Raw genomic sequence first — 22,861 nt, forward strand, 5'->3', positions numbered from 1 at the left:
ACTGATGCTCGGACGGGGACCGAGTGTACTGTCGCGAAGAGACAGGGAGGAGCCCCCATGACGGTACTCGTCGGGTACTCGAGCAAATACGGCGCCACCGAGGGCATCGCCGAACGAATCGCGGCCACGCTGCGGGCGGCCGGCCTGGAAGCGGATGCGCGTCCGCTGGCGACCGTGGGCGACCCCGGCGCCTACGATGCCTTCGTGATCGGCGCGGCGGCCTACATGGGCTCGTGGCGCAAGGACGCGACCAGGTTCGTGCGGCGACACCGCGACCTGCTCGCCGCCCGCGCGGTGTGGCTGTTCAGCAGCGGCCCGCTCGGCACGGATCATACGGATTCCGAGGGCCGGGACATGCTCGTGGAGTCACAACCGAAGCAGTTCGCGGAATTCGCGGAGAGCATCGAGCCCCGCAACGTGCAGGTGTTCTCTGGCGCGATGGACCTCTCGAAGCTCCGGGGGCGCGACCGCCTGGTCAGCAAGATTCCGGCGGTCGAGAAGATCCTTCCAGACGGAGACTTCCGGGACTGGCCGGCGATCGACGCGTGGGCGGCAGGCATCGCCCGGGACCTGGCGTCTGCACCGACCGGGACTTAGCCCACCGGGGCCTGGCCCACCGCTCATCCCCGGCGCGGCTCCCAGCGGAAGAATCGCACCGCCAGCGCAGCGGCGCCGGCCGCCCAGGCGAGGAGCACCGCGTAGTGGACCCAGTCCAGCACCGGTCCGCCCGGATCCCAGGCGTCGGCCAGGGCGTTCTGGAGGTGCTTGAGCGGGAACAGCGAGCCGAAGGTGCCGAGCCAGTCCGGTCCCCCGCCGCCGATGAACACGTCGGAGGCGAAGGAGAGCACGAACAGGAACATCAGTCCCACCGCCCCGACGGCGCGAGCGTTGGGCACCAGTGCCGCCAGCAGGAATCCGCAGGCGGCCAGTGTGAGCGTCCCGATCAGGATGACCAGCGCCCCGAGAGCCAGGCCCGCCGCCGGGATCCGCAGTCCGAAGAAGACGTACCCGGTGGCCGCGACGAGCACGGCGATCAGGAAGGTCAGGGCCAGCCCAGCGGCGGTGACCCCGACGAGGTACTGGCTCGCCGACAGCGGCGTGCCGCGCAGGCGCTTGAGCCCGCCCCGGTCGCGCGCGCGGGCGACCGCCTCTGGCAGGTTCATGAACACGGCCGTGCCGGCCCCCCAGGTGATCATGCTGGCGGCGAAGAAGGTGGCGAACGGCATCCCGCCCGGCAGCACCACGTTGCCCTGCATCGTCAGGAGCAGCGCGTAGAGCCCGACCGGGATGACGACGAAGAGGAGGGATCCCGGATCGCGCCAGGTTGCCCGGTTCGCTGCACGCGCCTGGTCGAAGACCAGCCGCGACGCCGAAGGTCGCCGGACCGTGCGGGGCGGGCTGCTGTCGCCGGCGTTCCCACGCCCGGTCGGCACGGTTCGGGCGGCGCCCGGTTCGCGCGTGCGCACGGCGCCCGGCTGCCGGCGAAACGCCCACGCTGCGACGAGGGTGCCGGCAACCCCCCAGCCCGCGATGATCGCCAACGCGCCCAGGTCCCAGCCGAAGCCGTCCTCGAACGGGTCGAACTGTGCCTTCAAGGCATCCGTGTAGGGCTTGAGCGGGAAGGCTGAGGCGACGCGGGACAGCCAGTCGGGAAGCTCGCCGCCGATGACGAACATGCCGGAGATGAAGGCCAGCACGATGGATGCGCCGATAGCGATCGCTTGTGCCATGGCGGCCGTGGCGGACACGGTGGCGACGGCCAGGCCGAGCGCGGAGAAGGACGCGAGGCCCACCAGGAGGGTCACCAGCAGGGCCGGTGCGGTCTCCGCCCGCACCTCCACGCCGTAGGCGACGACGGCGACCGTCAGGGTGACCGCGAGGGAGGCCAAGGCGAAGATGAGGGCGGCGCCGATCTGCCCGACCAGGTAGGCCCAGGCGGGCAGCGGTGTTCCGCGCAGGCGCTTGAGCACGCCGCCCTCCCTGGCCTCGGACAGCGAGGTCGCCAGGGTGGGAAAGGTGGCGAAAAACGTGCCCATCGCCACCGCAACCGGCGTGGCGAACTGCATCACGCGAACGCCGGATACCGCGTCGACGGTCTCATTCCCGGCCACGATGCCGATGACCACAAGCCACACGATGGGCATCGCGAACGTGAAGATGAGAACCATCCTGGTTCGCCAGAGAGCCCTGACCGCATAACCGATCTGGTCCAGGGCCAGTCGAGTCGCGGCCGGACGCCCCGCCTGGATCGCCTGGGCCGTCGCGGCCGGCCGCCCGGTCATGGCTGCCGCGACGAAGCCGGTGCTGAGACGTCCTCCCCGGTGCCCTCGCCCCAGATCAGCGCCAGGTAGGCGTCCTCAAGAGACGGGCGGCGCACGCTCAGCGCGGGCAGTTCCACCCCGCGGTCCAGGGCCCACCCCGTCAGGGTATGGAGCACGAAGGCCGGACGGTTTGTTTCCATGGCCCATCCTGCGCCATCCGCGGCGGGGGCCGCCCCCAGCGGCGGGAGTTCCCCGATGCCCACGTCATCCGGCAGTCGGAAGGAGACCACGGCGGCGTGATGCTCGGCGGCGAGTTCGTCGAGCGTGCCCAGCGCCACCAGCCGTCCGTGAACGATCACGGCAACTCGGTCGGCGAGGTGTTCGGCCTCGTCCAGGTAGTGCGTGGTCAGCAACACCGTCTTGCCCAGGTCGCGCAGCCCTTCGACGAGGCCCCAGGCACGTCGACGAGCCGACGGATCGAAGCCGGTCGTCGGTTCGTCCAGGAACAGCATCTCCGGGTCGCCCACGAGTCCCAGGGCGAGATCCAGTCGTCGGCGCTGCCCACCGGAAAGCGTCTTGACGCGCGCGTTCTGCTTGTCGGTCAAGCCGACCTGTGCGATCACCGTCTCCACTCCCAGGCGCCGGGGATACATGCCTCGGTACAGGCTCACGAGCTCGCGCACCGTGAAATCCTCGTCGAATCCCGCCTCCTGGAGCACGATTCCGATCCGTTCCCGGAAGTCCCGCCCGCCGGTCTGCGGATCGAAGCCCAGCACCCGAACGGTGCCGCCGTCGGGGCGGCGGTGTCCCTCCATGATTTCCACGGCTGTGGTCTTGCCGGCACCGTTCGGACCGAGAAGAGCGAAGATCTCGCCCTGTTCGATCGTGAACGACAAGTCATCGACCACCGTCACCCCGCCATACTGCTTCCGAAGACCGTCGACCTTGACCGCAAGCACGGCACCACTCCTCTGCGCTGACCCCTGTGTGCCCGATGTTAAACCCGGCGCCGGGGGGTCGATAGGTCTGGTTCCGCGGGCCTAGCGAAGACCGACAGTCGGGATTAAAATGATATCGAGAGCCCCGGCGGCAAAGGAGATGAGAATCGACTATGTGTGACCCGGGGCTCTCCTCATGCCTCCCGGCCTGAGCCTCAGCAGGATGCCTGGGGCTCAGCACGGATCTCCCACATGTGGATCACACACGCCTGGATCACACACGCATGGATTGCACACCCATGGATCCCGGCACACCGTCCCGATCTCTCGTCACGCGCAGCGCACGAGGCGAATGAGGGACTTCACGTAGTGACCACATTGACCCCCATGCAGGGGCCTGTCAAGGTGCCAATCGGGCTCAATATTTTGCCCCCTGTTTGGGGGTGCGCGCCTTCCGCACATCCGGCTAGCCTTGCGTTGCGTCGTACCCGAACGGCGCGAGCGCCCCGGCCACCCATCCCAGGCGCTCACCTTCTTCGAAGGAAAAATTGTGACTTTTGCGAACCCGAAATTGGCCTCTGCACACAACCGACGCATTGCGTCCGTCACGGCACTGGTGGTGGCGGTGACCGGCGTCCTGACGGTCGCCGAGGCGCCACCGGCCAGCGCAGACCCCGGCGGCATCGTAATCTCTGAGCTCAACTATCACGCCGGCTCCGACCTCGACACCGACGACTACCTGGAGTTGACCAACACGTCGACCACCGGAATCGACCTGTCGGGCTGGTCCTTCAGCGCCGGCATCACGGCGATACTCGCTGCGGGCAGCACCGTCCCGGCCGGCGGACGCTACGTCGTGGCCAAGGATGCGGTGCAGTTCCAGGCCACCTACGGCTTCGCCCCCGACGCGGTGTATGGCGGCAACCTGAGCAACGGCGGGGAAACGGTCACCCTCGTCGACGGCGCACTGGCCACGATCGACACCGTTACCTACGCCGATGTGGCCCCCTGGCCCTCGACCCCGGACGGCACCGGCCCTTCGCTCGAGCTGCGGGACCTCCTCTCTGAGAACACCATCGCCGCAGCCTGGGGCGCAAGCCTGGTCGCCGGCGGCACGCCCGGCGCCCTCAACTCGATCAACGGCACCGGACCGGCACCGGTCGTGACGGAGCTGGCGGCCACCCCGGCCCGGCCCGCCGCGAACCAGGCAGTCGTCGTCTCGGCCCGGCTCCAGGTCGGCTCCACCGCCTCGCTCACCTACAAGGTCATGTTCGGGAGCGACGTCGCCGTCGACTTCCTGGACAACGCGGCGAGCCCCGGGGGCGCCGGCGACGGCGTCTACGCGGCCACGATCCCCGGCCAGACCGCCGGCAAGCTGATCCGCTACCGCGTCGACGCCGCCTCCGGAGGCAAGGCCTACTCGGCCCCGGCGACGGGTGACTCCGTCCGCTACCGCGGGGTGGTCGTCCTGAACTCGGGCGTGACCAGCCAGCTGCCGGTGATCGAGTGGTTCATGGAGGATTCCGTTTACAACAACATCCTCGCCAACCACCGCCAGGACGATTTCCAGGGCGCGGCCGTCTGGGCCTACAACGGCCAGGTCATCGACGGCGTGCTGATGAACATCCGCGGAAACACCTCGCGCACCGCGGCGAAGGTCAACTGGAAGGTCGAGCTGCCCAAGGGGTACGACTTCAACCTCGGCGGCCAGCTGCCCTATCCCCTCGACGAGTTCGCGCTGCAGAACTACTCCGACAACTTCGCCGATGTCGGCTGGGCCACCGTCAATGCGGCCGGAGCGCGCGGCCTGAACATCATCCCGGTGCGCACGCAGCGCAACGGCTCCTTCTGGAGCCTCGGACGGATCATGGAGACCGAAGACGGCTCTTGGCGCGACGCCCAGGGCGTCGACAATTGGGCCATCTACAAGGGCGACGGCGGCAGCCTCTCCCGGACGTCGTCTCCGGCGGCCCTCGAGGCGTCCCTCTGGCTCGACAAGAAAGCCCGCAAGGACGAGGACTTCTCCGACGCCTGGGCGCTGACCAATGCAGTGGATGCGTCGGCCTCCGCCGCGCAACAGGCGTGGATCTACCAGAACGTCAACATCCCCGAACTCGTCAACTACATGGCGATCAACTCGATCATCCGCCACTCGGACAGCGGCTGGTACAACTGGTTCATCGCCAGGGACACCGAAGGGACCGGGCGCTGGGAGATGTGGCACTGGGACCTGAACTGGATCTTCACCACTCCGGCGAGGGACGGCAAGGGTCTCTTCCTCACGCCGGACACGAGCAACAGGTTCACCCAGGCCATGCTCAAGTACCCGGAGATCCGCGCCATGTTCTTCCGGCGGCTTCGCACCCTGTCCGACCAGTTCCTGACGACCGGGAAATACGAAGCCCAGTGGGACGCGATCTCGTCCCGCACGACGCCGGACTGGAACCTGGACAGGACCAAGTGGGGCGGATACACCCCGTCCTCGGCCCGGAGCGCGTTCATCGCGGGCCTGGCAGACCGGCGCAACGCCATCAACAACAACACCGGCTCCGGCAAGCCCGTGCCCACGTCCCAGTCCAGCACCGCCAACGTCGTGATCAATGAGATCCAGTACCACCCGACCGGCACCGGCGGGGAGTACATCGAACTCGCCAACCCGGGCACGACGGCGGTCGATATCTCGGGCTGGACGATCAACGCCGTGGGCCTCACGATCCAGGCCGGCACCGTCATCCCGGCCGGCGGCCGCGTGGTCTTCGTGGCCAATGACGCGGCGTTCCGCCAGCGCTACACCGCCGCCAACCGGTTCGTCGGCGGTGAGTTCACCGGAACGCTCGACGACTCCGGCGAAGCCGTCGTGCTGGAGCAGGGTACCCGCGTGGTCGACTCCGTCAGTTACTCGAACGTGGCGCCGTGGCCGACCGCGGCCGACGGCACCGGGCCCTCGCTCGAGCTGGCGTCGCCCACGGCCGACAACTCGGTACCGTCCAACTGGCGGGCACTCTCGACCACAGGCGGCACGCCCGGCCTGGCCAACACCACGGGCGGAGGGCCGGTCAACGCCGCTCCGACCGCGGCGTTCACGACCACGGCCAACCTGCTCACGGTCACCGTCAGCGGGTCGGGTTCCTCCGATCCGGACGGCACCATCGCCTCGTACGCCTGGAACTTCGGCGATGGCGCGACTGCGGCCGGCGTGAGCGCCAGCCACACCTACGCCGCCGCCGGAACGTACACGGTGACCCTGACGGTGACGGACAACGCCGGCGCGATCGGCACAACCAGCAAGACCGTCACCGTCGCCACCTCGCCTCCGCCACCGCCGCCGGCAGGCGACGTCCTGGCCCAGGATTCGTTCACCCGAACCGTCACCGGCGGCCTCGGCTCGGCCGAGGTCGGTGGCGCCTGGACGACGACCAGCGGACCTGCCTACGCGGTGTCCAGCGGCGCCGCTCGGGTGACGTCGTCCGCGGGGAGCAAGCGGAACGCCTACCTAAGCGGCGTGTCCTCGACTGACACGGAGCTGCGCGCGACGGCCAGCTTCGCCAGGCCGACGACCAGCAGCATCTATGTCGGCCTCGTCGGTCGTCGCGTGGGAACCTCGGAATACGGGGCTCGCGTGGTCATCGGGTCGAGCGGGAGCGTGGTGCTGCAACTGCAGCGCGACACCGACACGATCCTGAACGCAGCGACGGTTGCCGGGCTCACCTTCGCCTCCGGCGACACCCTCCAGTTCCGCCTGCAGGTGGTGGGCACCTCGCCGACCACCCTCCGGGCAAAGGTCTGGAAGGTGGGAACGACAGAGCCCTCGACCTGGCAGGTGACGGCGACCGACGCGACCGCCGCACTCCAGGCAGCCGGCTCGGTCGGCCTGTACAGCTACCTCAGCCGGACCGCTCTCCCCACCCCGGTCGTCGTCTCCTATGACGACCTGTGGGCCGGTCCCACCGGGTAGCCCGGGACCTGATCCGGACATGTCGGCCGCTTTCGCCATCCAGCCCCTGCTGGCGAAAGCGGCCGATGCCGGTGCAGCCGGGCCGCCGGCGCCTAACCTGTGGCCGACGGCGCCAGGAAATCCTCGAAGTGCACGACCGGTGACGCGTCGGGAGCGGGCCTCGAGAAGAGGTACCCCTGGCCGAAGCGGCAACCCATGGCCTGCAACAGCTCCAGTTGGCCGGTCGTTTCGATGCCCTCGGCGACGACGTCCAGCTTCAACGAGTCCGCCAACCGCACGACGCCCTCCACGATCGCCCGATCGTGCGCGGAGGTTTCGATATCGCGCACGAACGTCACATCGATCTTCAACAGGTCGACATCGAATTCCCGGAGGTGGGTGAACGACGAGTAGCCCGTGCCGAAGTCGTCGATGGCCAGGCGCACACCGATGCCGCGGAGTTCCTGGAACGTCCGGGCGGCCGAGCCGATCGCTTCCATCACGGCGCTTTCGGTCAGCTCCAGCCAGAGTTGGTTCGGAGCCAGCCCGGAGCTGCTGAGCGCCCGCTTGACCACCGCACCGAAGTCGTCTCGCACGAACTGGTGCGGAGACACATTGACGCTGACAGCCATACCGCGCTCCAGTACGGTGGCCGCCAGGCACGCCTGGCTCAGGATCGTGCTCCCGATCTGCTTGATCAGGCCAACCTCCTCGGCGATTGGGATGAATTCGACCGGCATCACCAGCCCGCGATCGGGCCGACGCCAGCGCGCCAGCGCTTCGGTGGCCACGACCTTGCGCTCCCGCAGGTCCACGATCGGCTGGTACCAGGTCTCGATCTGCCCCAGTTCGACCGCACTGCGCAGGGCGATCTCGGTGTCCAGTCGCCGGTCGATCCGACCACGCAGATCGTCGTCGAAGACCTCGAACCGAGCGCGCCCGCGGTCCTTCGCCAGGTACATGGCCTGGTCCGCGTTCCGCAGCAACGACTCGGGGTCGTCGTGGCCGACGCCGAAGGCGATGCCGATGCTCGCATCCACGGATGCGACGTGATCGCCGATCCGGATCGGCCGGGCGATGGACTTCTGGAGCGCATCCGCAAGCTGGGCGACATCCCGGCTGCTTTCGACGTCGGGGCAGATGACGACGAATTCGTCGCCTCCGATGCGGGCAACCGTGTCCGACGTCCGAACACCGTGGCGCAGCCTCTCCGCGACCTTGGACAAGACCGCATCGCCGGCGTGGTGCCCGAGGCTGTCATTGACGACCTTGAACCGATCCAGGTCGATGAACAACACGGCGACTCCCCGTCCGTGGCGCGCCGCCTGGAGGAGCGCCTGGGCAAGCCGGTCCAGCAGGAGCAGTCGGTTGGGCAGGTTCGTCAGCGGGTCGTGGAAGGCGAGGTGCTCCACGCGGGCCTCGGCCAGTCGGCGGGCCGTGATGTCCTCCAGCTGGTACAGGAGACCCGCCACGTGTTCGCCTTCGTGGATTTCGGCGACGCTGACCTTCACCCAGGTCTCCTCGGCGTCGCTGCGCCGCATCCGTCGATCCCCGCACTGCCGCGAGCCCTCCAGCGGACCGGCCGGCAGGGCATCCGGGCCGACGGTTTCGAGCGCCATGAACACCGTCTCGATGGGCTGGTCAAGCACTCCGCTCGACCGGCCCGTCAAGTCGAAAAGGCGCCGGTTGGCTTCCAGCACCCGGCCGTCGAGCCCCACGATGGCCGTTCCCAGCGGCGACCAGGCGAAGGCCGCCTCGAACCGCGCCCGGGCCGCCGACGCCGACTCCTCCGCGGCACGCAGGGCGGTCACGTCCGTGACGCTGGCCAGATGCCCGGTCACGATTCCCTGGTCACGAATCGGCGTGGATGTGAACTGCACCGAATTGACCTGTCCGTCCTGGGTGCGAAAACGCACAGTGGCCGAATAGGCGGCGCCGACGGCGCTGCTCTCAGACCACTCGGCGCGTACCCGATCGAGGTCGTCGGGGTGCAGCGCCGACATCCAACCGTCACCCAGGGACGCTTCAAGGGTCAGTCCGCTCACGCGCAGCCACTGGTCGTTTGCGGTCAGCAGCCCTCCCGCGGCGTCGAGCTGCACGATGCCCACCGGCGCGAGCCGAACGAGCGCCTCGAGTGCGTCGGCGGTCTTCGCGAGCTCCTGGGTTCGGACCGCGACCGTGGTTTCGAGCATGTGGTTCGTCTCGGCCAGCCTGGTCAGCGCGCCTTCACGTTGCCGGTCGAGTTCGCGAAGCCTCAAGGCCGCTATCCAAGTCAACGCGGAGCCCAGAATGGTCATGCTCAGGACAAGGACGGCGAAGGCGAAGGGAGTGTCGAACCAGCCCATGCGCTGCGCGGTCAAGAAGAGCCAGCCGAGGGCGAACGGACCAAGGATGAAGAAGGGAATCGCCGGACGAACCAGCCTTCCGGCGCTACCGCCGTCCCTCGCCAGCCCGGCCAAACCCGCGGATGGATGTTGAAGCAGGGTCGCCGCTGACAATACTCCGAGCTCGAGGGCAGTGAGCAGGGCCATGCTGGTGTAGCCGCCAACGGTATACAGCGAAGAAACGCCGTAGACGTAGCCGAGAATCGCGATTTGACTCACACACAAGGCGACGACCGCGAGGACGAGCGCCAACGTGCTCCGGGCAAGCCGGCTCGAAAGGACCGAGCCGCCCAGCACGAACAGCGAGAAGGCCGTGGACGGCGCCATCCTCAGCGCATCTCCGTTCAGCTCGATTCCCGGCAGCAGAGTATCGACGCCGAGCGACGTTCCCAGGGCGTACTCGGCGAGCGACAAACCGCCGATGGCGAGCACAGCCACACCGAGGACCGCGGTGAGACGTGGGCGGTCGAAAGCGACCAGCGCAATCGAGAGGAGCACGAGCGCGAACGCCGCGGTCGGGGCCACCAACAGGACCCCGGGCACCATGCTCGAAAGCATCGCGCCTCCCGTGGTGTACCACCCGTACAGGATGGCAAGCCCCGCCGCGCCGGCCAGGGCCGCTCCGATACGCCCGACCAGCTGCATGTCTTTCCCTTCTTACCGAAGGGGGGCAGACGTGCCGACCGACGCTAGAAGGGTACAGCCCCGGCGCGCCGGATCCGGGGGGTACGAACTTCTGCCGGAGCGTGTCGATCCGCGAATTCTCGTGATTGGCAATTCACATTCGTTAAACTGGACTGAACCCAACTGAGGAGACGGCCGTGGCACTGGATGACGAGCGCTTCGCTTCGCTCCTGCGCGACCTCGAAGCGGAGAGCGATGACCTTGTCGCCGTTGCCTCCGGGCTGCCTGCCCCGCAGTGGGCTCTCGGCACGCCCGCCGAGAGCTGGAGCGTCCACGACCAGGTCGTGCACCTCGCCTACTTCGGCGATCTGGCGACGCTGGGCTTCACCGATCCGCACGCGTTCAGGGCGTCCACCGAAGCGCTCCGCGCTACCGGACCGGACTGGGTCGACCAGGTCAATGAACAGCGCAGGGCCCTCCCCCCTGAGGCGACGCTGCGCTGGTTCGCGGACAGCCGTGCCACGCTCGGCCGCGTGCTCGCCAAGGTCGGCCCGGGTGCGCGCACTGCGTGGTTCGGCCCCTCGATGAGCGCCGCCTCGTGCGCCACCGCCCGGCTCATGGAAACGTGGGCGCACGGCCAGGACATCTATGACGCGCTCGGGCTGGAGCATCCGCTCACCGATCGCGTGCGTCACGTGTGCCACCTCGGCGTGATCACCCGCGAATTCGCATTCACCCAGCGCGGCCTGCAGGCGCCGCGGGTGGCTGTGCGGCTCGAGCTCATCGCCCCGAGCGGAGAATGCTGGACCTGGGGTCCGGCCGATGCCGCGGACCGGGTCACCGGCACCGCCAACGACTTCGCGCTGGTGGTAACCCAGCGGCGACATCGCGCGGACACGTCCCTCCGCGCCACGCCGGGCACGGCGGAGGAGTGGCTCAGGGTCGCCCAGGCCTTCGCGGGAGCGGCCGGCACCGGCCGCTCGCCGGGCACGTTCCGCGGTCAGCACACCGGCCAATCCGCCGCGGACGAAGGCTGGCAATGACAGACCCCCGGCCCAAGTCGCCCAAGGGCGCCGACCGGCGCGAGCTGATCCTGCGCTCAGCCGCCGACCTCATGGCGGAGCGCGGCTATTCGGCGGTCAGCATGGCGCAGATCGGGGCCGCCGCGGGGATCGTCGGGTCAGGCGTCTACCGCCACTTCGACTCGAAGGCCACCATCCTCGGCGTGCTGCTCGAGCGCGTCATCGATGCGATGCACTCGGGCACGCGCGACATCATTGGCGCGACGGAGGACGGTCCGGACCGACTCGACGCGATGATCCGCAAGCAGACCGAAATCGTGGTCGAGAACCGGTCGTTGGTCGCCGTGTACCTGCGCGACTCCGGCAACCTGCCGGCCGACGACCTGCGCCGGCTCCGACTGCAGCAGCGCGAACTGATCGGCGAATGGATGCGTGTCTGCGCGGCGATCTCGCCCGGGTCGAGCGAGCCGGAACTGCGCATGGTCGTGCAGGGCGTGCTCGCCCTGATCAACTCGATCTGCACGTACGACAACCGGCTGCCCGCCGACCGCATCGTGGCCGCGATCACCGAAATGGCCAGTTCGGCGCTCAGGACGGGCGTTCCCGTTCCCTAAAACCGAAGCGCAGACATCCGCCGCAGGTTGAGTTGCGGAGAAAGTACCCTCAATTTCACAACGAAGGGTCGATCTCCGCGACTCAACCCGGGGGCGAGTCCAGGGTCAGCAGGGTCAGTAGGACTTCGGCAGTCCGAGGCTGTGCTGCGCGATGTAGTTGAGGATCATCTCGCGGCTCACCGGGGCGATGCGCAGCAGTCGCGCGAGACCCCAGTAGGGCAGGAGCCCGTATTCCTGGGCGAGGCCGTTGCCGCCCATGGTCTGGATGGCCGCGTCGATGGCGGCCAGGGCTGCCTCCGCCGCCGCGTACTTGGCCGTGTTCGACGCCTCGCCGGCCGGCAGGCCCTGGTCGTGCAGCCAGGCGGCCTTGCGCATCATCAGCGCGGCGAGCTCGGTCTCCATGCTTGCCTTGGCGAGGGGATGCGCCAGGCCCTGGTGGGTTCCGAGCGGAGCCCCCCAGACCTCGCGTTCGCTGGCGTACTTCGACGCCTGCGTGAGCGCGAATCGCGCGATGCCGATGCACAGCGCGGCGCCGGTGATGCGCTCGGGGTTGAGTCCGTGGAAGACCTGCTCGAAGCCCTTCCCCTCCTCGCCGACGAGGGCGTCGGCCCCGACGCGCACGTCATCGAAGAAGAGCGTGTACTGCTTCTCCGGAAGCATGACGTCCATCTCGATCCGCGTCTTGTCGAGCCCGGGCGTGCCGACAGGCACGATGAACAGCGACATAAGCGGTTTGCCGTCGTCCTTGCGGCCGGTGCGGGCGACCACGAGCACGGCGTCGGACTCGTCGACGCCGGAGATGTAGTACTTCGAGCCGGAGAGGACCCAGTCGTCGCCGTCGCGGCGAGCGGTGGTGGAGATCAAGTGCGTGTTAGAACCGGCATCCGGCTCGGTGATGGCGAACGCCATCTTCGACGTGCCGTCCGCAAGACCGGGCAGCCAGGCCTGGCGCTGGTCATCGGTTCCGAATTCCGTGATGACCTCGGCCGAGATGGCTGCCGAGACGAGGATCAGGAGGAGCGGGACACCCTGGGCGGCACTCTCCTCGGCGACGAGCGCGAGCTCGAGCATTCCGGCTCCGCCTCCGCCGAACGCTTCGGGGATGTTGACGCCGATGAGACCGGCCTCACCCAGCGCCTGCCAGACCTCGTCGCAGGGCTCGCGATTCTTGGAGTGCTCCGCGTAGTAGGCGCCGCCATACGGCTTGACGATGCTGGCGACCGCAGCCTTGAGGTCAGCATGCTCATCTGAGAGGGAAAAATCCACGTCGACTCCAATTGTGATTCTAAATTCACTTATCGGCAATACTACCTCAGGGAAGCTCGATCGCGGGCTACCGGTTCGTGAAGGCGGGTGGCCGCTTCTCGATGAAGGCGTTCATGCCCTCCTTCTGGTCGGCTGTCGCGAAGGTGGAGTGGAAGACCCGCCGCTCGAAGCGGATGCCCCCCTCGAGCAGCGTCTCGTAGGCCGCGTTGACGACCTCCTTGGCCATCATCGCCACCGGGAGCGACATGCCCGCGATGGTCGCCGCGGTCGCCATGGCCTCGTCGAGGAGATCGTCGGCGGGGATGATCCGCGACACCAGGCCGGCGCGCTCCGCTTCCACGGCGTCGATGGTGCGGCCGGTGAGTAGCATCTCCATCGCCTTCGCCTTGCCGACGGCACGCGTGAGCCGCTGGGAACCCCCGATGCCGGGAATGACGCCCAGCTTGATCTCGGGCTGGCCGAACTTCGCAGTGTCCGCGGCGAGGATGAAGTCGCACATCATCGCGAGTTCGCAACCGCCGCCGAGTGCGTGCCCCGCGACCGCGGCCACCACGGGTGTCCGCACGGCCGTGAAGCGGTCCCAGCCGGCGAACCAGTCGGCCAGGTACATCTCGACGAACGACTTCGTCGCCATCTCCTTGATGTCCGCCCCGGCCGCGAACGCCCGTGCCGACCCGGTGACCACGATGGCGCCGATCTCCGGGTCGCGGTCGAGCGCGGTCGCGGCGGCGACGACATCCTGCAGCATGCCGAGGTTGAGGGCGTTGAGCGCCTCCGGGCGGTTGAGCGTGATCAGGCCCACCCGGCCGCGGCGCTCGAGGATGATGTTGTCGTACTCGGTCATGCCGAGACCTCCAGGTTCGAGTTGTGACGAATTGTGTTGATGATGGCCGAGAAGTCGAGGCCGGCCCCGCCCTCGTCGGCGAAGCGGCGGTAGATCGAGGCTGCGAGCGGGCCGAGCTGGGCCGCGGTCCCTGTGGCTTCGAGCGCGTTCAGCGCGAGCCCGAGGTCCTTGGCCATGAGCGCGCCGGCAAACCCGGGCTGGTAGTCGCGATTGGCCGGACTTGTCGGGACCGGGCCGGGCACCGGGCAATTCGTGGTGAGCGCCCAGCACTGTCCGGATGCCGCGCTGGCGACATCGAAGAGCGCCTGGTGTGTGAGCCCCAGCTTCTCCCCCAGCACGAAGGCCTCACTCACGGCGATCATCGACACGCCGAGGATCAGGTTGTTGCAGATCTTCGCGGCCTGCCCCGCCCCTGAGCCGCCGCAGTGCACGATGCGCGCGCCCATCCGGGCGAGGATCGGCTCCGCCGCCTGGAAGTCCGCGTCGCCCGCGCCGACCATGAAGGTGAGTGTGCCGGCCTGGGCCCCACCGACGCCGCCGGAGACGGGGGCGTCGAGTGCGCGGTGGCCGGCGGCCTGCGCCAGCGCCTGTGCCGCGCGGGCGTCGTCCACGTCAATCGTGGAGGAATCGATGAAGAGCGTTCCCGGATCGGCCGCCGAGAGGAGCCCGTCCCGGTAGGCCGCCAGCACGTGGGCGCCGCTCGGCAGCATGGTGATGACGACCTCGGCGCCGGCCACCGCCTCGGCCGCGGATGCCGGGACCGTGACGCCGTTGTCGCGGGCGTGGTCGAGGGCCGCCGGAACGAGGTCGTAACCGGACACCTGGTGGCCCGCGCGCACGAGGTTGGCGGCCATGGGGCCACCCATGTTCCCCAGCCCGATGAAGGCGATTTTCGTCATGACCTGCTCCTGTCTGCGCCGCCCGCTGGGGCAATCGTGTGTGCTGAAAGCCCGAGTTCCCGCGGCCCGAGGCTCGCGAAATAGCTCTCGACGACCGCGCGGTCCACCTCCGGCAGGGTTGCCGGTGACCACCGCGGGTTGCGGTCCTTGTCGATGACCTGCGCCCGCACTCCCTCCATGAACTCACTGCTCGCGGCGAGCCGCACGGTGACCCGGTACTCCTGGTTCAGTGCCTCCTCGACGCTGCCGAGCCGGCGCGCGCGGCGCAGCGACTCGAGGGTGATGCACACGGCGGTGGGCGATTTCGCGACCAGCACGGATGCCGCGGCGCGGGCATCCGGGTGGTCAGACGCCTGCAGCCGGGCGACGATCTCGGAGGCGTCGTCGGCGGAGTAGCACTCGTCGATCCACGCGCGCTGCCCGGCCAGCGCCGACGGCGGAGCGGCGCCGGCGAACCGGGCGATGGCATCGGCGGCCGGGACGGTTTCGAGTTCCCGGGCCAGCAGGACGAGGTCCTCGCTGGGCACGAAGTGGTCGGCGAGGCCGAGCTCGAGGGCGTCGGCCCCGGTGAACATCCCGCCGGTCAGGGCGACGTGGGTGCCCAGCTCGCCCGGCGCGCGGGCGAGCAGGTACGTGCCGCCCACATCCGGGGCGAAGCCGATGCCCACCTCGGGCATGCCGATCCGGGTGCGCTCCGTGACGATCCGCGCGGAGCCGTGGGCCGAGACCCCGACTCCCCCGCCGAGCACGATGCCGTCCATGAATGCCACGTACGGCTTGGGGTAGCTCGCGATCTTCGCGTTGACGACGTACTCGTCCGCCCAGAAGCTCGCGGCTTCCCCGCCACCCTCCTGCGCGTCGTTGTAGATCGCAACGATGTCTCCGCCGGCGCACAGGCCGCGTTCGCCCGCGCCCGAAATGAGCACGGTCTGCACCTCGTCGTCGTGTTCCCACTCGTTGAGCGCCTCGCCGATGGCCTGGAGCATCGCGTGGGTCAGGGCGTTCAGCGTCGCCGGCCGGTTGAGCACGATGTGCCCGAGCCTGCCGGTGCGGGTGAGAAGGATCTCGTCGTTTGGGCTGGTCATTTGGCCTCCGTCAGGCTGCGGCCCACGATGAGTCGCATGATCTCGTTCGTCCCCTCGAGGATCTGGTGCACGCGCAGGTCGCGCACAATCCGCTCGATGCCGTAGTCCGCGAGGTAGCCGTAGCCGCCGTGGAGCTGGAGGGCGGAATTGGCGACGGTGAAGCCGGCATCCGTCGCGACGCGTTTCGCCATCGCGCAGAGCTTCACACTGTCGGCGTCACCGCGGTCCAGGGACTCGGCGGCGCGGGCCAGCAGGGTACGCGCCGATTCCAGGGCCGTGTCCATGTCGGCCAGTTCGAACAGGAGGGCCTCCTGCTTGATCAGCGGTCCGCCGAAGGCGGTGCGGTCCCTGAGGTACGCGACCGTGCGGTCGAGGGCGGCCTGGCCGCCGCCGACCGAACACGCCCCGATGTTGAGGCGCCCGCCGTTGAGTCCGCCCATGGCGATGCCGAACCCGTCACCCTCCTGGGAGAGGAGATGTGCCGCCGGGACGCGCACATCCTCGAACACGACCTGCCGTGTCGGCTGGGCGTGCCAGCCCATCTTCTTCTCCAGCGGACCGAAGGACAGGCCCGGTGCGCCGGCCTCCACGACGATCGCACTGATCCCCTGGCTGCCGGCGTCACCGGTGCGGGCCATGACCACGTAGAAGCTCGACACACCGGCGCCGGAGATGAACTGCTTGACCCCGTTGATGACGTAGTCGTCGCCGTCACGCACCATTCGTGTGGTGAGCGCCGCGGCGTCGGACCCTGCTCCGGGCTCGGTGAGGCAGTAGCTGCCCAGCGCCTCCATGCTCACCAGCTGCGGCACCCACTCCGCGCGCTGGGCTTCGCCGGCGAAGCTGTCGATCATCCAGGTGACCATGTTGTGGATCGAGATGTAGGCGGCGATGGTGGTGTCGCCCTTGGCGAGTTCCTCGAAGATGAGAATGGAGTCGGCCCGGCTCAGTCCTGAGCCGCCGAACTCCTCGCTTGCGTAGATCCCGCCCATCCCCAGCTCGCCGGCACGGCGCAGAATGTCCACCGGGAAGTGGTGCGTCTCGTCCCATTCGGCCGCGTTCGGAGCCAGCGATTCGGTCGCGAATTGGCGAACCATCTGCACGATCGATCGTTGATCCTCGGTTAGTGCGTACATTCGTCAGCCCCTCCGTTGGTGCGCGAGAATCAACCTACTAGGACATCCGACGCATCGGTTGGCCACTTCTTGGACCATATAGGCTGGGACCGTTCCGCCCACTTTCAACGAGGAAAACGGAGAGTGTGATGAAGATCGCAGTGCTCGTTAAAGAAGTTCCCGACACGTGGGGAGACCGCCGCATCGACCCGTCGACGAAGCGGGTGGACCGCAAGGGCGACCTGGTGATCGACGAGATCAATGAGAAGTCCGTCGAGGCTGCGCTCCTCGTCAAGGAGGCGAATGCGGGCAGCGAGGTCACCGTGGTCACCATGGGTCCGTCGAGCGCCCTGGCCGCGATTCGCAAGGCCCTCGCCATGGGCGCCGACAACGGCATCCACATCGTCGATGACGGCCTCGTCGGCTCCGACGCCATGCAGACCTCCGCAGCGCTGGCTGCGGCCCTCCGCCCGGGAGGCTTCGAGCTCATCATCACCGGCAACGAGTCGACCGACGGGCGCACGGCAGCCGTCCCCGCGATGCTCGCCGAGCGCCTCGGTCTCGCCCAGCTCACCTTCCTGCGCACCCTCAGCGTCACCGGAGACGGCGTCACCGGCGAACGGATGACCGACGAGGGTCACCTCGACGTGCGCGCGTCCCTGCCCGCCCTGGTCTCGGTCACCGAACAGATCGCCGAGGCGCGTTTCCCGAACTTCCGCGGCATCATGGCCGCCAAGAAGAAGAAGGTCGAGTCACTCGGCCTCGCCGGCCTCGGCCTTCCGGCAGACGAGACGGGTGCCGAAAATTCCTGGTCCGTGGTCGAGGATGTCGCCCCCCGACCGGCCAGGTCCGGCGGCACCATCGTGAAAGACGACGGCACGGCCGGCACGCAGCTCGCAGACTTCCTCGCCGCGGCGAAACTGATCTAGGAAGAAAAGACATGGCATACGCACTCGTTCTTGTTGAACTCGCCAACGGCCGGCCGGCTGCGAGCACGGGCGAACTCCTCGCCGCCGCGGCCAGGCTCGGCGAGCCGGCCGCCGTCATCGTCGTCGAACCGGGGACCGCGGGAGAGGTTGCCGAAAGCCTCGGCGCGCTCGGCGCCGGCACCGTCTTCGTTGCCTCGATCGAGAACGCCGACACGCTGCTGGTGACCCCGCAGGTCGCGGCACTGCAGGCCGCGGTCCTGGCCGCCGGCGAGGTGTCCGCCGTCCTCGTCGGCAACTCCATCGACAGCCGGGAGGCCGCCGCGCGGCTGGCCGTGCGGATCGGCGGCGCCTTCCAGAGCGACGCCGTCGACGTCACGGCCGGAGCCGCCGGAATCCTCGTCACCCAGCAGGCATTCGGCGGTTCGTTCACCGTGACCGCCCGCGCCGCGAAGGGCACCCCGGTCATCTCACTGCGGCAGGGGTCGGTCGACGGCACCGCCCCGGCGGCCGCGGGCGCCATCCACGAACTCGAGGTGACGGGCGACACCGCCGTCGGCGCACAGGTGACCGCGCGCCACGAGCAGACCCAGGCTTCCGAGCGCCCGTCGCTCCAGACCGCGGACATCGTGGTCTCGGGCGGCCGCGGGCTGGGCTCGAGGGAGAAGTTCGTGCTCGTCGAGGAACTGGCCGACGCACTGGGCGCAGCCGTCGGCGCGTCGCGCGCCGCCGTCGACGCCGGCTACTGCGAGCACAACATGCAGGTCGGCCAGACCGGTGTGACCGTGTCGCCCAACCTGTACATCGCCGTCGGCATCTCCGGCGCCATCCAGCACCGCGCCGGCATGCAGAGCGCCAAGACCATCGTCGCGATCAACAAGGACGCCGACTCCCCCATCTTCGATGTCGCGGACTTCGGAGTCGTCGGCGACCTCTTCACCGTCGTGCCGCAGCTCATCGAGGCCGTCAAGGCGAGGAAGAGCTAAGTTGACCTCTGTCCTGACCGGCTTCACGAAGAGCCGGTGGTTCAAGCTCGTCTGGATCGTGCCGGCGATCCTCCTCGGACTCTTCCTGGTCGTCCTGGCGGCCAGGATGATCCGGGAACTGCCCGCCGTGGCGTCCTTCATGACCGAGTACCCCGGCGAATCGGAGCTGCCGGAGTCCGCCCCGGTCGGTTTCCCGGCCTGGCTCGGCTGGCAGCACTTCCTGAACGCGTTCTTCATCCTGCTGATCATTCGGACCGGCTGGCAGATCCGCACCACGAAGCGCACCGCCGCGTACTGGACCCGCAACAACACGGGGTTGCTGCGCACGAAGAACCCGCCCGTGCGGATTGCACTCCACGTCTGGTTCCACCTCAGCCTCGACACCCTCTGGGTGCTCAACGGGGTGATTTTCTACGTGCTGATCTTCGCGACCGGCCAGTGGATGCGGATCGTCCCGCTCAGCTGGGACGTGTTCCCGAACGCGGTATCCGTGGCCATCCAGTACGCGTCGCTCAACTGGCCGACCGAGAACGGCTGGGTCAACTACAACGCCCTGCAGCTGCTGGCCTACTTCATCACGGTGTTCATCGCGGCGCCGCTCGCCCTGATCACCGGCATCCGGATGGCTCCGGGCCTGGCCGGTCGCTTCGCCCGCCTCGACCGGGTGTTCCCCCTGCCGCTCGCCCGGGCCGTGCACTTCCCGGTGATGCTCTGGTTCGTGGGGTTCATCATCGTCCACGTCACCCTCGTGCTCGCGACGGGGGCCCTGCGCAACCTCAACCACATGTATGCCGCCCGGGATGACCTGAGCTGGTGGGGCTTCGGCATCTTCGCGATCTCCCTGGTCGTGATGGCGGTCGCCTGGATTGCCGCGAGGCCCTCTATCCTCAGTTCGCTCGCCGGCCTGACCGGCTCCGTGCGGCGCTAACCGTTCTTTCTGGCCCGGCTCGGCTGCACCCGGGTCGGCTCCCCCGGCATCTTCGGAAAGTCGGGCGGGAAGGGCAGTTCACCGAGCCCGCCCGCGACATCCCGCTCCCACCAGCGCAGCAGCTCGTCGATCGTGCCGGGGTGCTCGTGCATGGTCGCCCACGGGTCTCCGGTGGTTGCCAGCCGCGCGGGCACGGTGGCGATCGTGAAGGTCCGGGGGTCGGTCGTCTCCAGCTCATCCCACTCGATCGGGCAGGAGACGGGCGCGTGCGCCAGCGCCCGCGGACTGTACGCGCCCGCCATCGTGCGGTCCCGGTTGGCCTGGTTGAAGTCGACGAATATCCGCTCGCCTCTCTCCTCCTTCCACCACGATGTCGTGACCTTGTCGGGCATCCGTCGTTCGAGCTCGCGGGCTGCGGCGATCACCCCGTGACGCACGTCCAAAAATTCCCGCGCCGGCTCGATCGGCGCGAACACGTGCAGGCCGCGGCTCCCGGACGTCTTGATGAACGCGGTGAGACCGGCCTCCGCGAGCACCGCGCGAAGCTCGAGCGCGGCGGGGACCGCATCGTCGAAGTCGGTGCCCGGCTGCGGGTCGAGGTCGATGCGCAGTTGGTCGGGGTTGTCGGTGTTCTCGGCGCGGGATGGCCAGGGGTGGAACACGACGGTGTTCATCTGCACCGCCCAGACTGCGGCCGCCGGTTCGTCGATGACGAGCTGCGGATGCGACCGGCCGCTCGGATAGACGACCATCACCGACCGCACGTACTCCGGCGCGCCCTTCGGCGGATTCTTGGAGAAATACTGCTCACCGTCGATGCCGTCGGGGAACCGTTGCAGGGAGAGGGGACGATCGCCGTTCGCGGCGACGAAGGCTTCCCCCACGTCCACGATGTAGCGGGCGAGGTCGAGCTTGGTGATCCCGCTGTCCGGCCAGAGAACGCGTCCTGGACTCGAGATCCGCACCTCACGCCCGCCGTGCGGCCCGGGAACAGGGAGGACAACCGCTTCGCTCGCCATGCGGACAACATACCCAGGGGACGTCGATGCGTCGCCCCCTGGCCCGGTGATCTACTGGCGAACCAGCCCGCCGCCGGCACTGATCAGAACGCTGACCTTCTTGCCATCGACCGTGAAATCGACGATTGTCGAGGTCCCTGACGCCCGCACTTTGTACATCACGACGCCCGTGGCGCTGACCGGTGCGATGACGGACAGGATCGACGCACGGGTGCCCTGGCGCGCGAACATGGCTGTCGGAGCGGCCTTGCGGTGGAAGATGTCCGGATACTGCCAGCCCAGGATCGGTGAGGTCTGCGCGCGCTTGACCAGGATCGCTCCCCGAGGCAGCTCCTGCTTGTACGGGATCTGGAACAGGATCGTCCGCATGGTGTCGCCGGGAGCGGCCGCGATGGCCGTCGTCCGGGAGTAGACGGTGGCTTTTTGGTCCGCCGGCAGGTTCCAGAGCGTCTGGAATTGCTGCCAGGTCTGGGAGGTCGCGCGGTCCAGGGTCACCACGAGGTCGGGGTCCTTCAACACCAGGACGCCGCGGGTGCGCGAGACCCCGACACCTGGTTGGTCGCGGAACTCGAAGAAATCGGACGTGTCCTTGATCAGGTAGCGCGTCAGGTCGGTGTTGATCGGCATCACTGCGGCCTTCGGGGTCGTCATCGAGCTATGCGCGGTCGTGCCCCTCGCCCAGGCACGCCAGGAGTCGTTCTGGTAGCCGGCGTGGCCGCCGTCCACCAGGATGGTGCGCCCGCGCGCGGTGTAGGTCAGCGCCATGTGGTCATTGTGGCCGTGCACTGCCCGGGACCGGCCATACCGGATGCTGTAGGTGGATTCCTGCGCGAAGGGCTTCACCGTGCTGCCCCAGCCGGACCGGCCGAAGACGTACCCCCGTTTGTAGATCGCGACCCGTTGCCTGGGCGCCACGCCGCTGGTGCCCGCGGACGCGGCGTATTCCAGCGGAGTCCCCGGGTAGCCGATCGTCTTCACCTGCTCCGAATCGCCGATCTGGTGCAGGGTGCCGTTCGAGCTCGTGGCGTGGGCGATCCACGTCGCCAGGAGCGCCCGACGCGCGGAGATGGTCGCGCTCGGCACGGCGTTGCAGGCTAGCAGCACCTCCTCGACCGTCCCCCAGAGCCCGTAGTTCATCTGGGCGTATGCGGTCGACTGTTCATTCGTGGAGCCCTGAGAGTCGATCGCGGTCGTGATCGACGAGTCCAGGCGCGTCACGGCCAGGTTGCGGTAGTCGGCCCGGTTGAGCAGGCATCCCACACCGAACAAGACCATGCTCTCGTCCGTGCCGTGGTTCCAGGCCCCGCTCCAGTTGTTGATCAGGAACTTGGCGTGGTCGTGGAGCGAGGCGTTCAGCCAGGCGTAGGGCGTGGGGAGCACCGACACGCCGTAAGCGGCCAGGACGGACTGGCGCAGGCAGACGAGGACATTGGTCCGGTGCATGGTGGATTCCCAGGCGCCGATGTCGCTCTTCCAGGAGTAGGGATTGTCCTTGACCCAGTCCCTGGCGATTGCGGCAGTGTGCTCGAGGGTGACCAGATCGCCCTCTGAGCCGGCGGTAATGCCCTGTCCCAGCCAACGAAGGGAGTGCAGCCACATGTACCAGGACGGGTTCCTGTAGGGGTTGACCCTCCAGTTGACGTTGCCCGTGCCGTCGCCGACCCGATAGGGCGTGAACGGTCCCCAGGCGAACGTGTCAGCCATCAGGGCGCTGGGCGGATTCTTGGTGTCGATGCCGGCGTAGCCCGAACAGGTATAGGTTCCCGGGCCCAGCGCCCGCGTCTCGGTCGACCGTGAATCGACCGGCCCCGGCCCCGGATCGCTCGCGTCGGCGGCCGGGGGTCCGGTCGGTGCGACGTAGATCGGCCCGTCGAGGAACTGCGCCTCGGTCGGCTCGGGCAGCGGATCCTGCCCGGCTGCCGGTACGGAAGACCTCGTCGCGGAACCGGCCTGGGCGGTCGCGCTCGACAGGCCGGTCGCAGTGGTCGTGAGTGCCAGCACAGTCAGGGTCACGAG

Annotated in this window: 17 protein-coding genes; 7 read left to right on the plus strand and 10 right to left on the minus strand. The window is 68.5% G+C overall.

Annotated elements, in window-relative coordinates:
- Nucleotides 1-57: 57 nt before the first annotated feature.
- On the plus strand, nucleotides 58-597 hold the full coding sequence (locus E3T33_RS00320; RefSeq protein WP_092321396.1) for a flavodoxin domain-containing protein: 540 nt from the start codon (nucleotides 58-60) through the stop codon (nucleotides 595-597).
- 23 nt (nucleotides 598-620) lie between these two features.
- Here the strand turns inward: E3T33_RS00320 and E3T33_RS00325 are convergent, their stop codons facing one another.
- Nucleotides 621-2,282, minus strand: coding sequence for an ABC transporter permease (locus E3T33_RS00325; protein ID WP_092321395.1), 1,662 nt, complete (start codon nucleotides 2,280-2,282; stop codon nucleotides 621-623).
- On the minus strand, nucleotides 2,279-3,220 hold the full coding sequence (locus E3T33_RS00330; RefSeq protein WP_134574515.1) for an ABC transporter ATP-binding protein: 942 nt from the start codon (nucleotides 3,218-3,220) through the stop codon (nucleotides 2,279-2,281). Before E3T33_RS00330 ends, E3T33_RS00325 begins: the two co-directional genes overlap by 4 nt.
- A 529-nt stretch (nucleotides 3,221-3,749) precedes the next feature.
- On the opposite strand from E3T33_RS00330, the gene E3T33_RS00335 reads away from it, so the two are divergent.
- Nucleotides 3,750-7,154 carry a lamin tail domain-containing protein gene (locus E3T33_RS00335; RefSeq protein ID WP_134574516.1) on the plus strand — a complete coding sequence of 1,135 codons (3,405 nt, stop codon included), beginning with the start codon at nucleotides 3,750-3,752 and terminating at the stop codon, nucleotides 7,152-7,154.
- Nucleotides 7,155-7,246: 92 nt separating this feature from the next.
- Here the strand turns inward: E3T33_RS00335 and E3T33_RS00340 are convergent, their stop codons facing one another.
- Complete coding sequence (locus E3T33_RS00340) at nucleotides 7,247-10,162, minus strand: bifunctional diguanylate cyclase/phosphodiesterase (RefSeq protein WP_092321392.1); 2,916 nt, start codon at nucleotides 10,160-10,162, stop codon at nucleotides 7,247-7,249.
- 176 nt (nucleotides 10,163-10,338) lie between these two features.
- Here E3T33_RS00340 and E3T33_RS00345 point away from each other — a divergent pair, with 176 nt between their 5' ends.
- Both E3T33_RS00345 and E3T33_RS00350 read left to right on the plus strand, forming a co-directional pair.
- Entirely contained in the window at nucleotides 10,339-11,184 is an 846-nt protein-coding gene (locus E3T33_RS00345; RefSeq protein WP_092321391.1) for a TIGR03084 family metal-binding protein, read from the plus strand.
- Complete coding sequence (locus tag E3T33_RS00350) at nucleotides 11,181-11,777, plus strand: TetR/AcrR family transcriptional regulator (RefSeq protein ID WP_092321390.1); 597 nt, start codon at nucleotides 11,181-11,183, stop codon at nucleotides 11,775-11,777. The genes E3T33_RS00345 and E3T33_RS00350 overlap by 4 nt, the downstream gene beginning before the upstream one ends.
- A 114-nt stretch (nucleotides 11,778-11,891) precedes the next feature.
- Here the strand turns inward: E3T33_RS00350 and E3T33_RS00355 are convergent, their stop codons facing one another.
- The 5 genes from E3T33_RS00355 to E3T33_RS00375 all read right to left on the minus strand — a co-directional run bounded on the left by E3T33_RS00355 (nucleotide 11,892) and on the right by E3T33_RS00375 (nucleotide 17,007).
- Nucleotides 11,892-13,043 carry an acyl-CoA dehydrogenase family protein gene (locus tag E3T33_RS00355; protein WP_092321389.1) on the minus strand — a complete coding sequence of 384 codons (1,152 nt, stop codon included), beginning with the start codon at nucleotides 13,041-13,043 and terminating at the stop codon, nucleotides 11,892-11,894.
- A 67-nt stretch (nucleotides 13,044-13,110) separates the two neighbouring features.
- On the minus strand, nucleotides 13,111-13,887 hold the full coding sequence (locus tag E3T33_RS00360) for an enoyl-CoA hydratase (protein ID WP_092321388.1): 777 nt from the start codon (nucleotides 13,885-13,887) through the stop codon (nucleotides 13,111-13,113).
- Nucleotides 13,884-14,786, minus strand: coding sequence for a 3-hydroxyisobutyrate dehydrogenase (mmsB, locus tag E3T33_RS00365; RefSeq protein WP_092321387.1), 903 nt, complete (start codon nucleotides 14,784-14,786; stop codon nucleotides 13,884-13,886). Before mmsB ends, E3T33_RS00360 begins: the two co-directional genes overlap by 4 nt.
- Nucleotides 14,783-15,871 carry an enoyl-CoA hydratase/isomerase family protein gene (locus tag E3T33_RS00370; RefSeq protein WP_092321386.1) on the minus strand — a complete coding sequence of 363 codons (1,089 nt, stop codon included), beginning with the start codon at nucleotides 15,869-15,871 and terminating at the stop codon, nucleotides 14,783-14,785. Before E3T33_RS00370 ends, mmsB begins: the two co-directional genes overlap by 4 nt.
- Nucleotides 15,868-17,007, minus strand: coding sequence for an acyl-CoA dehydrogenase family protein (locus E3T33_RS00375; protein WP_134574517.1), 1,140 nt, complete (start codon nucleotides 17,005-17,007; stop codon nucleotides 15,868-15,870). The genes E3T33_RS00370 and E3T33_RS00375 overlap by 4 nt, the downstream gene beginning before the upstream one ends.
- A gap of 125 nt (nucleotides 17,008-17,132) precedes the next feature.
- On the opposite strand from E3T33_RS00375, the gene E3T33_RS00380 reads away from it, so the two are divergent.
- Genes E3T33_RS00380 through E3T33_RS00390 form a run of 3 tightly spaced genes read left to right on the plus strand, consistent with a single transcriptional unit; the run spans nucleotide 17,133 to nucleotide 19,826 of the window.
- Nucleotides 17,133-17,915, plus strand: coding sequence for an electron transfer flavoprotein subunit beta/FixA family protein (locus E3T33_RS00380; RefSeq protein WP_166784346.1), 783 nt, complete (start codon nucleotides 17,133-17,135; stop codon nucleotides 17,913-17,915).
- Between the two features lie 11 nt (nucleotides 17,916-17,926).
- The gene (locus tag E3T33_RS00385; RefSeq protein ID WP_092321383.1) at nucleotides 17,927-18,898 is read left to right on the plus strand and encodes an electron transfer flavoprotein subunit alpha/FixB family protein; all 972 of its coding nucleotides are present in this window, start codon (nucleotides 17,927-17,929) and stop codon (nucleotides 18,896-18,898) included.
- Between the two features lies 1 nt (nucleotide 18,899).
- On the plus strand, nucleotides 18,900-19,826 hold the full coding sequence (locus tag E3T33_RS00390) for a cytochrome b/b6 domain-containing protein (RefSeq protein ID WP_241982769.1): 927 nt from the start codon (nucleotides 18,900-18,902) through the stop codon (nucleotides 19,824-19,826).
- Here the strand turns inward: E3T33_RS00390 and ligD are convergent.
- Nucleotides 19,823-20,845, minus strand: coding sequence for a non-homologous end-joining DNA ligase (gene ligD, locus E3T33_RS00395; RefSeq protein WP_092321381.1), 1,023 nt, complete (start codon nucleotides 20,843-20,845; stop codon nucleotides 19,823-19,825). The genes E3T33_RS00390 and ligD overlap by 4 nt on opposite strands.
- 51 nt (nucleotides 20,846-20,896) lie before the next feature.
- Nucleotides 20,897-22,858, minus strand: coding sequence for a heparinase II/III family protein (locus tag E3T33_RS00400; protein WP_198417226.1), 1,962 nt, complete (start codon nucleotides 22,856-22,858; stop codon nucleotides 20,897-20,899).
- Nucleotides 22,859-22,861 lie beyond the last annotated feature (3 nt).

Source organism: Cryobacterium sp. TMT1-2-1 (assembly GCF_004403955.1).
GTDB lineage: Bacteria > Actinomycetota > Actinomycetes > Actinomycetales > Microbacteriaceae > Cryobacterium > Cryobacterium psychrotolerans.